The organism is Serinibacter arcticus, from assembly GCF_004786095.1.
Lineage (GTDB): Bacteria > Actinomycetota > Actinomycetes > Actinomycetales > Beutenbergiaceae > Litorihabitans > Litorihabitans arcticus.
Genome location: NZ_RHPJ01000002.1, coordinates 737,042 through 748,045, shown reverse-complemented (window position 1 = coordinate 748,045; position 11,004 = coordinate 737,042). Strand labels below are relative to the sequence as shown.

General features: G+C 73.2%; 9 protein-coding genes. 3 read left to right on the top strand and 6 right to left on the bottom strand.

Annotated features, from left to right (window positions below; translation table 11 throughout):
• The 5 genes from SERN_RS08025 to SERN_RS08005 are packed head-to-tail and all read right to left on the bottom strand — an operon-like array spanning position 1 to position 5,798.
• Positions 1-987 (bottom strand): glutamate ABC transporter substrate-binding protein, encoded by a 987-nt coding sequence (locus SERN_RS08025; protein WP_199241546.1) that lies wholly within the window; start codon positions 985-987, stop codon positions 1-3.
• Positions 984-2,345, bottom strand: coding sequence for a hypothetical protein (locus tag SERN_RS08020; RefSeq protein WP_135849568.1), 1,362 nt, complete (start codon positions 2,343-2,345; stop codon positions 984-986). The genes SERN_RS08025 and SERN_RS08020 overlap by 4 nt, the downstream gene beginning before the upstream one ends.
• A complete protein-coding gene (locus tag SERN_RS15785) occupies positions 2,342-3,994 on the bottom strand; it encodes an AAA family ATPase (protein ID WP_233251547.1) in 1,653 nt (550 codons plus the stop codon). Before SERN_RS15785 ends, SERN_RS08020 begins: the two co-directional genes overlap by 4 nt.
• Positions 3,991-4,557 carry a hypothetical protein gene (locus tag SERN_RS08010; protein WP_199241545.1) on the bottom strand — a complete coding sequence of 189 codons (567 nt, stop codon included), beginning with the start codon at positions 4,555-4,557 and terminating at the stop codon, positions 3,991-3,993. The genes SERN_RS15785 and SERN_RS08010 overlap by 4 nt, the downstream gene beginning before the upstream one ends.
• 11 nt (positions 4,558-4,568) lie before the next feature.
• Positions 4,569-5,798, bottom strand: a complete 1,230-nt coding sequence (locus SERN_RS08005; protein WP_135849567.1) for a toxic anion resistance protein — start codon at positions 5,796-5,798, stop codon at positions 4,569-4,571.
• Between the two features lie 162 nt (positions 5,799-5,960).
• Here SERN_RS08005 and SERN_RS08000 point away from each other — a divergent pair, with 162 nt between their 5' ends.
• Positions 5,961-7,454 carry an MFS transporter gene (locus tag SERN_RS08000; protein ID WP_233251546.1) on the top strand — a complete coding sequence of 498 codons (1,494 nt, stop codon included), beginning with the start codon at positions 5,961-5,963 and terminating at the stop codon, positions 7,452-7,454.
• 33 nt (positions 7,455-7,487) lie between these two features.
• Here the strand turns inward: SERN_RS08000 and SERN_RS07995 are convergent, their stop codons facing one another.
• A complete protein-coding gene (locus tag SERN_RS07995) occupies positions 7,488-8,285 on the bottom strand; it encodes a sulfite exporter TauE/SafE family protein (RefSeq protein WP_135849566.1) in 798 nt (265 codons plus the stop codon).
• 50 nt (positions 8,286-8,335) lie between these two features.
• Here SERN_RS07995 and SERN_RS07990 point away from each other — a divergent pair, with 50 nt between their 5' ends.
• Positions 8,336-9,613, top strand: coding sequence for a hypothetical protein (locus tag SERN_RS07990; protein WP_135849565.1), 1,278 nt, complete (start codon positions 8,336-8,338; stop codon positions 9,611-9,613).
• Positions 9,614-9,656: 43 nt separating this feature from the next.
• A complete protein-coding gene (locus tag SERN_RS07985) occupies positions 9,657-10,946 on the top strand; it encodes a hypothetical protein (RefSeq protein WP_135849564.1) in 1,290 nt (429 codons plus the stop codon).
• The last annotated feature ends 58 nt before the right edge of the window (positions 10,947-11,004 follow it).

Below are 11,004 nucleotides of genomic sequence, written 5' to 3'. Positions count from 1 at the left end.
CTAGGACCGCCCGTACTCGGGCGACGGCGGCACCGCGTCCGCACCGAGCACACCGAGCCAGCGGTCGTAGGAGGCCTGCCAGCGGCCGTCGGCCACGCGCTGCGCGAGGACCGCGTTGACGAGCTGGACCAGGTCGACGTCGTCGGCCTGCAGCCCGAGGCCGTACGGCTCCGTGCTGATCGCCTCGCCGACGACCTTGGCGTACGGGTCCTGCGCGGCGAATCCCGCGAGGATCGTGTCGTCACCCGTGATCGCCTCGACCTGCGACTGCTGGAAGAGCGCGAGGCACGCGGTGTGGGTGCGGGCCGGAACGACCTCGACCGGGTACTCCTCGAGCCGGGTGAGCGTGGTGGTGCCCTCCGGTGCGCACACGCGCTGGCCGGACAGGTCGTCCAGACCGGTGGCCGCCGACTCCGCCGAGACCAGGACCTTCTGACCGGCGTCGTAGTACTCCGCGGAGAACGCGATGGTCTCCCACCGCGTGCACGTCATCGAGAAGGTGCGGGCGACGACGTCGACCTCACCGTTCTCGAGCACGCCGACGCGCTGCCCGGAGGTGATGACGCGGAACTGGATGCGGTCCGGGCTGCCGAAGATCGCCGTCGACACGTCGCGCAGGACGTCGACGTCGAAGCCCTCGATCTCGCCGGTCAGCGGGTTGCGCGAGCCCATCAGCAGCGTGTCCGCGGAGATCCCGGCGATCAGGGACCCGCGCTCGTAGATCTCGGCCATCGTGCTCCCGGCCGGGAACTGGCCCGGCTCGGGCAGCACCTCGAGCGGGTCGTACGACGTCGTGGCGTCCTCGCACGTGGCCTGCGCGGGCGGCGCGCTCGTGGCGGGCGCGTCCGTCTCCGTCTCGACGGCGGCGCTCTCGCGCCCGAGGTCGTCCAGCCCGCTCGGACCGCCGCACGCGGCGAGGGTGACGGCGGCCAGCACTGCCGCGACGGCGGTCCTGGCCCGGGTCCTGCTCGAGACGTTCGCGGTCACCGGTACTCCTCGAGTCGCTTGTTGATACCTCGCCAGGAGAGCACGGCGCACACGAGTCCGGCGGCCACCAGGGCCCAGCCCGCCACGACGACGCCGGTGCCCGCCGAGCGGAACCCGTCGCGCGCCTGCGCCGAGCTCTGCTCGACCTCCGCCGTCGCGGTCTCGACGAACGTGACGTACAGCGCGGTCGGGTCGCCGGGCTCGGTGCTCGTGGCCAGGGCGACGGCGCCGTCCCAGTCACCCTGGTCGTCGAGCTCGCGCACGAGGTCGTGCCCGCCGACCCAGGACTCCAGGTCGCTCGCGCTCGAGGCGCCTCGCACGGTCGGACGGTCGTACTGCGCCTGCGCCTGCGCGATCCGCTCGTCGAACGTCTCCTCCTGCGCCGCGCCCGATCCGCGCTGGATGAGACCGAAGGACTCGGCCGTCCGGGCCTCCCCCGCGAGCGAGAGGGCCTGCGAGACCGCGAGGGTCTGGGCGTAGGGACCCTCGCGCGTCTCGGTCACCGCCTCGTTGCTGGTGTTGACCGCGAGCACGCACGCGAGCCACGCCACCAGCGCGAGCGCCGTGCCCACGAGGATCGCGGGGTTGATCGTTCGACGGGTCTTCCGCGCGAGCCAGATCTGGATGCCGACGAGGACCGCGGCGCCGGCGACGACGATCCACAGCAGCCCCGCCGTCCCCGCGCGGGAGTTGAGGTCGGTCGCGGTCGACTCGGCGTTGGCGATGATCGCGGCGTCGATGGGCGGCAGGATCTGCTCGGCCAGCAGCGCTGAGGCGGTGTCGAGGTAGGCCGCGCCGACCGGGAAACCCTGCCGGTTGTTGGCACGCGCCTGCTCGACGAGACCCGCGTAGGTGGTCAGCGAGGCGAGGGCCGGACCGAGCGTGTTGTCAGGGTCGACGGAGGAGTCCGCCAGCGCGGCCAGGCGCGTGGCGCCGTCGGCCAGGTAGGCGTCGTAGGCCTCGCGCTGCGACGTGGGCTCGAGCCCGCCGACGAGGAACGCGTTGCTCGCGGTGCCGTTGGCCGCGACCAGGTCGGCCCGCGCGCTCTGCAGCTCGAGGATCGAGGAGACGCGGTCGACGACGCCGGAGGACGTCGCCGTCGTGAGCGTCGCGACGAGCACGCCCGCCAGCGAGACGAGGAGCGAGGCGAGCACGGCCAGGACGATCGCGATCCGGAGCCGGCCGGGCGTGCGGCGCATGCGCGCGCGCAGGCCGGCGCGGCCCGGACGGGTCGCGGGCGACGGCTGCGCGGCCGGGGTGCGGGCGCCACCGGGGGCCGGGTTCGGCGCGGGCGGGACGGAGCCGGGGCGCCGCGGGACGGTGACGGTGCGGCCGCCGGCCGTGGGGGTCGAGCTCATCGGGACGACTCCTCGGTGGTCGCGGCGGGGTCGGGTTCTGGATCGTCGGGGACCTCGGTGACGGCGTCGTCCTCCCCGTCCGGCGCGAGCAGCGCGAGCGTGTCGTCGATGTCCTGCCCGCTCGGATCCACGAGGTCCTGCGGCAGCAGCTCGCGCAGCTCCTCGATCGTGGGGGCCTCGACGTCGCGCAGGCGCCACGCGTGCCGCGCGATGGCGGCGTCCAGCAGGTTGCGGACGTAGCGGCCGTTGCCGAAGCCGGAGTGGCGCGGCTGCACGCTCGTGATCTCCTCGACCCGATCGAGGCACTCGGGCGTCGGGGCGAAGTCGGCGCCGTCGGCCATCAACGTGAAGATCGCGCGCAGCTCGGCGTCGGTGTAGTCCTCGAACGAGATCGTCGTGGAGAAGCGCGACTCGAGGCCGGGGTTGGTCTCGATGAAGTCCTTCATCGGTCCGGGATAGCCGGCCACGATCACGACGAGGTCGTCGCGGTGGTCCTCCATGTCCTTGACCAGCGTGTTCACGGCCTCGGCGCCGTAGGCGTCCGGACCGTTGACCCCCTGGGAGAGCGAGTACGCCTCGTCGATGAACAGCACGCCGCCGAGCGCGGAGGCCACGACCTCCGACGTCCTGGCCGCGGTCTGGCCGAGGTAGCCGGCCACGAGCTCGGAGCGGTCGACCTCCACGAGGTGCCCCTTGGTGAGCAGGCCGAGTGCGCGGTAGATGCCGGACACGAGGCGCGCGACCGTGGTCTTGCCGGTTCCGGGGTTGCCGACGAACACCAGGTGACGCGTCATCGTCGGGCGCGTCAGCCCCGCCTCGGTCCGCAGCTTCTCGATGCGCAGCATCTCGACCTGACGCTTGACCTGCGACTTCGCCCGGTCGAGCCCGACGAGGTCGTCGAGCGTGGTCATCAGCTCCGCGAGAGTGGGGAGCTCATCCGCCTCCTCTGCCTCGGCCTCGACGGCAGTGGCGGTCTCGGCGTCGCCGGCCGCGGCACCCGCAGCAGCAGGGGTCCCGGCGGCGGGGGCTCCCGCGGCGGGAGTCCCGGGCACGGGCGCGCCGCCGCGCAGCGCGTCGAGGATCTCCCCGACGGCGGGCAGCCCGTCCAGGCCCCGGTTCAGGCTGGGCTGGGGAAGCAGCCCGCGGAGGTCCAGCGGCGACGGGTCAGACTGCCCCGACCCCACCGGGCCCGAGGCAGCGCCGGCGGCCGCCGCCGGGAGGCTCGGCGCGACGGGTGCCCCGCGCTGGGCCGCTGCCACCTCGTACGCGGCCTGCGCCACGAGCGAGGTCGGCGTCCCCAGCTCGACGGCGGCCGCCGCGGCGACCTCCGCGAGCGCGTCGGCGTAGGCCCTCGAGCGCTGCTGCTCGATCTTCCCCGACCCCACGAGCCGCAGCGCGACGAGCGTGTCGGTCGGCGCCGTGCGCCACCGTCGTCCGGCCGCCGCGGCGGCGAAGAACTCGGTGGTGCGCTCGCGCTCGAACGCGCGGAGCCAGTCCGCGGCCGCGGAACCGCCACCCGACTCGGTGACGGCGGCAGCCAGGACGGAGGCCTCCTCGCGCACGACGTCGGCCGTCAGCCCGGCGTCCGTCCCGGCGTCGACCAGACGGTCGACGGCGTCACGCAGGGCGGTGGTGCTGCGCGCGGTCACGGAGCCTCCAGTCGGCCGGGTTCGTGACCCGGCTGGGGTGGGACGCCGGCGGTGTCGCTGCCGAGGGCGAGCGAGGACGTCTGGAACTTGGAGGCGAGGAACTCGCCGTGGGCGATGAGGGCGTTCGCGTCGGAGCGCGAGACGGCGTCGGAGATCTTGCCGAGGGTGGCGGCGAGCAGGTCGAGCTGGTCGCACAGCAGCATCAGCGACGTCTTGCCGTTCGCGACCACCCGTCGGTCGGCGAAGTCACGCGGCAGCCGGAGGTAGGTGTCGACGGCCTCGGGCAGGTAGCTGGTGGCCGACTGGACCACCGTGTGCGCCTCGAGGCTCGCGACCCCCATCCGGTCCAGGCGCGGCACCATCTCCGCGATCCGGACCGTGATGCGGTGCACGCGCGAGGAGACGGCCGGACCGACCCGCCCGCTCACCCGGTCCTCCACGGACTGCACCGCCGCGAGGATCTCCGCCGAGGTCGGCGGAGCCGGGACGTCGGGCCGCTGCTCCGCCGTCGCCTCGTTGGCCCGACCGGCGAACCGGCCGATGACGCCGTCGAACCACCCCACGCGGACCTCGCCTACAGACGCCCGAGGTCGAGCGAACCGTTCGACACACCGATGTTCTCGGGGCTCTCGGCACGACGAGCGCGGTCGACGTAGGACTGGGCCTTGGTGGTCTCCACCTGCAGCACGCCGATGGTCTTGCTCATCGAGTCGAGCGCCTGGATCTTGAACGTGGAGATGGAGTCGAGCGTGGCGTAGATGTTCTCGAACGCGGACTGCAGCTGCTCGATGCCGACCGACGCGCTGGCCGCCTGCTCCTGGATCTGGGCCGAGTTGCTCGCGAGCATCCGCGAGGTCGACTCGATCAGGCCGGAGGTCGTGCTGTTGAGCGCGGTGATCTGGTCGAGCACGAGCTTCTGGTTCGCGAGCGCCTGCGCGACGACCACGGCCGTGCGCAGCGCGGAGACCGTCGTCGTCGTGGCGCGGTCGACACCCTTGATGAGCTCCTGGTTGTTCTTCAGGATGATGTCCATCGCGAGGTAGCCCTGGATGGAGACGGCGAGCTGCGTCAGCAGGTCCTGGTGCTTCTGGCGCACGTAGAACAGGACGTCCTCGCGCAGCGCCGTGGCCCGGTCGGGGTCCGTCGCCTCGATCTCGGCGATGGCGGCGGCGACGCCGACGTCGAGCTGCTCGGCGACGTAGATGTACTGGTTGAGCCGCGTCATGGTCTCCCAGAGCTGCCGCTTCTCGAGGTTGAGGGCGGCGTTGTCCTTCCGCAGCTCGTCCTGGCCCGAGTACAGCGAGCGGATGATCGCGTCGATCTGCTTCTGGGCGCTCTCGTACTGGCGGAAGTAGTCGCCGATCTTGTCGCCGAACGGCAGGATCCCGAGGAGCTTGCGGCCGAAGGACTTCTCGCTGGGGTCGAGCTCGTCGACCACCCGGCGCAGGTCGAGCAGCGACTTGCTGACCGAGGAGGACTCGGCGATGCCGCCCTCGCGGATCTCCTTGACCGGGGCCTGGAGCAGCCGGTTGGAGACCTCGGCGGCCTTGCGGATCTCGGCGTCGCCCATGGTGCGGATGTCGTCGGCCTTGGCGGAGAACTCCGGCGAGCGCGTGGTCGCGCTGGAGAGCTGGGCGAGGTAGGAGCCGACCTTGGCGTCCAGCGACGGGACGACCGCGGGATCGATCCGGGGAGCCATGGCGGGCGCCTGGGTGGCGGTCACCGTCTGGACGGGCCCGGGGGCGGTCAGCGTGAGGGACTCGACGGCGACGGGCGGCTCGAGGGGTGCTGCTTCGGAGGTCATCGCGATCCTTCGTCGGGTAGCGGCGGGCGACGCGACCAATCTACGCCAGCAGAGGCTTCCGGCGGGGGTCGCCGGGACGGGGAGCGGTCCCCCGCGGGAAAGACCAGGGTCAACCCTGAGCCCGTCGGACCCCGCGCCCCCCGACGGTGGTAGAGATGACCCGTGCCCACCGCCCGCCGCTCGCCGGATCCCGCCTCCACCCCCGCCTCCCGCGCCCCGCGCGACGCTCGCTGGCCCGCCTTCGCCGTCTGCCTCGGCGCCGGGTTCATGACCCTGCTCGACGTCACGATCGTCAACGTCGCGCTGCCGTCGATCGAGTCGTCGCTCGGCGCCGGACCGAGCGAGCTGCAGTGGATCCTGGCCGGGTACACCCTCGCGTTCGGCCTCGCGCTCGTGCCCGCCGGTCGGCTCGGTGACGTCTACGGGCGGCGCAACCTCTTCCTCATCGGCCTCGCGGCGTTCGTCGTCACGTCGGCGGCGTGCGGGCTCGTGAGCTCCGGCCCGGCGCTGGCCGGGGTCCGCTTCGCCCAGGGCATCGCGGCCGGCGTCCTGAACCCCCAGGTCATCGGGTTCATCCAGGACCTGTTCAAGGGCCCGGAGCGCGGCAAGGCGTTCGGCTACTTCGGCGCCACCATCGGCGTCTCGACGGCGATCGGCCCGCTCGCGGGCGGCGGCCTCCTCGCGCTCTTCGGCGAGGGCGAGGGCTGGCGGGCGGTGTTCCTCGTCAACGTGCCGATCGGCCTCATCCTGCTGCCGCTGGCGTGGAAGCTCCTGCCGCGGCCGGAGAAGCGCGCAGACGCCCCGGCGCGGGGGGCGCGGCTCGACGTCGTCGGCTCGCTCCTGCTCGCCGCGGCGGTGGTCGCGTTCATGTGGCCCTTCGTGTCCTCGACGTCGGAGGGCGCCGAGGGCTCGGCGGGCGCCGATCGCGCGTGGTGGGTGATCGCCGTCGGCGCCGCCCTCGTCGCGGTGCTCGTGTGGTGGGAGCGGCGCGTGAAGGCCCGCGGCGGGCTGCCGCTGATCCCGGGGAACCTGCTGCGCGTGCCGTCCTTCACGTTCGGCGTGGGGGTCTCCACGCTCTACTTCCTCGGCTTCACGGGCATCTGGCTGGCCTCGACGCTCTGGTTGCAGTCGGGGCTCGGGCTCTCGCCGCTGCAGGCCGGCCTGGTCCTGACCCCGTTCTCCATCACCGGCGCGATCGCCGCCACGCTCGGCGGGCGATGGATCACGCGCTTCGGACGACCGCTCGTGGTGATCGGCATCGTGATCACGGTGGTCGCGCTCGCCGCGCTCGACCTGCTCATCGGGGTGGTGCCCGAACCCGGTGTCGCGTGGGTCGCGGCCGGCCTGCTGATGGTCGCCGGTTTCGGCAACGGATTCGTCATCTCGCCCAACCAGACCCTCACGCTGGCGAAGGTCCCGCCCGGCGACGCCGGGGCCGCTGCCGGATCGCTGCAGACCATGCAGCGCATCGGCGCCGCCGTCGGTGTCAGCGCGAACTCCGCGGCGTTCTTCGCCGTGCTCTCCTCGACCGGGAGCTACACGGACGCGTTCGCGATGTCGCTGCGCGTCGTCGTCGCGATCATGCTGCTCGGGCTGGTGGTGGCGATCATCGACACGCGCCGCCGGTCGGCGCAGCACGAGTCCGCGACGACCTGACGCGCGCCTCGGCCGGGCGTCGCGCGCCGCCGATCAGGCCGCGTCGGGCCTGGACCTGCGACGCGCCTTGAGCGCCTCCAGCACCGTCTTGACGATGAGGAACGCCAGGAAGGCCACGAACAGGATGTTCGCGAGCTGCGGCGAGATCGCCCCGGCGGTCAGGGACCCCAGCGTCACGGTGACGCAGGCCGCCACCCCGGTCATGAGCCCGGACTTCACGTCGACGTTGCTGCGACGCACGTTGCCGATGGTCCCGGACAGCGCCGTCGGGATCATCATCAGGAGCGACGTGCCCTTGGCGATGAGGTCGCTGTAGCCGAACAGCAGGATCATCGCCGGCACCACGATCACGCCGCCGCCGACGCCGAGCAGTCCGCTCAGCACGCCCGTCACCAGGCCGACCGCGACGAGGCCGAGGGCCAGCGGCCAGGTCAGCTCGACGGCGTCACCGCGGACGGGCACGGTGAGCACGAGCTGGACCGCCACCACCACGAGGAACACCACGAAGGCCCAGCGGAGCACCTGCTGCGAGAGTCGTGCCAGGAGCCACGTGCCGATCTGGGCCCCGACGACGGTGCCGATGGCGAGGATCCCCGCCGTCGGCCAGTGGACGTTCCCGTTGATCCCGTAGGAGATGACGCCGACGATCGACGTCGGCACGATCGCCAGCAGGGACGTGCCGGCCGCGAGGCGGCGGTCGAACGCCAGGAACGCCACGAGGGCGGGCACGATCACCGTGCCACCGCCGACCCCGAAGAGTCCGGAGAGGAAGCCGGCGCCGAGGCCGATGAGGGCGAGGGTCAGGAGGCGGGAGCGCGTCACGGCGCCCATGATCCTCCTTCCGATGGCATGCTCGAACGACGCGACGAGGGAGCGAGACGATGGCAGAGCGGCCGACCGGCGAGCCCGGCGAGCCCGCGAGCGAGTTCGAGCTCGAGGGTGCGGACGACGACGCCTGGCGTGCCGCATCGCCTCCGGTCGCGCGTGTCGACGGCGATGACCTCGACGATCCCGACGACGACGACCTGTCACCCGCCGGCGGTCCTCGGCCGCACCGCACCCGCCGCACCGTCCTCGGGGCCGTCGCGGCGCTCCTCGCGCTCGGCGTCGTCTCCGGCGTCCTGGTCCACGGCCAGGAGCGCGAGCGCCGCACGCCCGAGGCCGCCGTCCTGGACTACGTCGAGCTGATCGAGTCGGGTGACGTCGAGGCCGCCTCCGCGCTCGTGCCGGTTCCTGGCGACGACGAGGCGGTGATCGCCCCGCTGCCGCCGCCGGGCGCCACCACGGACCGGAGCGTCACGGTCGACCTCGGGCAGCGCCTGCGCAACGCGGACCTGCTCACCAACGACTCCTACGCCGGCATCACGGGGATCGAGGACGTCGTCGTCGAACCGCTCGCTCCCGGGGCCGCCCCCGCGGTCGGCGAGACCGTGGAGGTGTCCGTCACCTACACGGTCCGGGACTTCCCCGCGAGCACGGTGCTGCGGGTCGAGCGCCTGCCCGACGCGTTCCCGGCGCTGCCCGCGTGGCGCGTGCTGGACTCCCTCACGGTGCCGACCATCGTGCGGCAGGACGATCCGGGCGTCGGCACCGTGGAGATCGCCGGCGTGCCGGCCGTCACGAGCGGGGAGCCCGCCATCGGCTACCAGGAGTACGCCACGATGCTCTACCCGGGCGTGTACCCCGTGACGTACGACGGGCACGAGTACCTGTCCGCGAGCGAGCTCGAGCTGCGGGTCGCCGCGACGCGCGAACCCGTGCCGGCCGCCGGTGTCACCCCGACCACGGCCTTCCTCAACGTGGCGCCGACGGGCGCCGCCTACGACCTCACGCTGGAGCGTGCGCGGGAGTTCCTGGACGCGTGCGAGGCGCGCCCCCCGGCGGTCGACATCGCCACGTGCCCGCAGGCCTACCGCGACTCCTACGCCTCCGGCGAGGAGGCGATCTACGTCGCCGGCTTCACCCGGTCCTCGATGCACGTCGCCGGACTTCCCCGCGAGGACGGGTCGCTGCAGCCGGTGCTGAACGGCTTCGTGGAGGGCACCGTGGTGATCTCGACCCCGGACGGCGGCCGAAACCTGGCGTTCAATCTCGTGGTGGTGCTGACGCTCGACGACGACGGTGTCGAGGCCGAGGTGACGGCCGGCTCGAACGGCTGACGCCTCGGATGGCATGCTCGAACCGGGACGACGAGGGGGACCCGTGACACAGCGACCGACGGACGAGTTCAGCGATCCGAGCGCGGAGGACGACGGCGACGTCCGACCCCGGCGCGGGACCGACCCAAGCGCCGCGGGACCTCCCGCGTGGGACGGCGAACCGGCGGACGTCGAGAGCGACGACGACCCCACGCCCCCGCCGCCACCCGGACGTCGTCGCCGTCGCACGTTCCTCGCCGGCGCGGCCGGGCTCGTCGTCCTCACGCTCGGCACCGGTGCGCTGCTGCACGCGCAGGAGCGCGAGCGCCGGACGCCCGAGGCCGCTGTGCTCGAGTACGTGCAGCTCGTCGAGGCGGGTGACGTCGAGGCGGCCACCGACCTCGTGCCCGTGCCCGGCACCAGCACGCCCGCGGACGCCACCGGTCCGACGTCGGACGCGGCGAGCCCCGGCGGGGACCGACCGGTGACCGTCGAGGTCCCCTCCCCGCCTGAGCTCCTCGTGACGCCCGAGCTCCTCACCGACGCCTTCTACGCCACCCACCCCGGTCTCACAGACGCGTCGGTCGAGCTCGTCGACCCGGACGCGGACCCCGCGGTGGGCGACGTCGTCGAGGTGCGTGTGTCCTACGAGGTCCAGGAGCGCCCTGCCACCACGGCTCTCCGGGTGGAACGCCTCGCGGACACCTTCCCCGCCCTCCCCTCCTACCGGGTGGTCGACTCCCTCGCGCTGCCCGCCGTCGTCGACGTCCTGGACTTCCGGCTCGGTCAGGCGCGCATCGCCGACGTGCCCGTGGCGGCCAGCAGCAGCGTGGGCTCGGGCGAGACCCAGGTGGCGACGATGCTCTACCCGGGCGAGTACCCCGTGGCCTTCGACGGCGGCGCCCACCTGGAGTCCGACGAGGTCACGATGCGCGTCGCGGGGCCGACGGGGGCGCGGGGGGCCGATGCGCGTCCCGTCTCCCGCGCGTTCCTCCAGGTGCAGCCCAGCTTCGCCGCCCTCGAGAGGGCCCAGCAGGAGGCCAACGCGTTCCTGACCGCGTGCGCCGACGGGTCCGCGCCTCGGATCGCAGAGTGCCCCGAGTCGTTCCTCGTCGTCACCGACGGCGGTGAGCCGCCGTCGTTCACGGACGCCTTCACCGCGGTGGACCTGTCCATCTACGCGACGCAGAGCGCTGCCGGCCGGGCGCCGCTCGTCCAGGCGTCGCTGGAGAAGACGGTCGTCGTCACGGACCCGGACGGGACGAGGGAGGAGCCGGTCCGCCTCGTCGTGAACCTGCAGCCGGACGACGGCGAGGCCCCGGCGGACGTCTACGCGGGGATCGTTCTGGGCTGAGCCGTGCCGCGGCCGTGCCCGCGGTGGTGGGATGCTCGGGCCACGAGCGGCGGAGGGG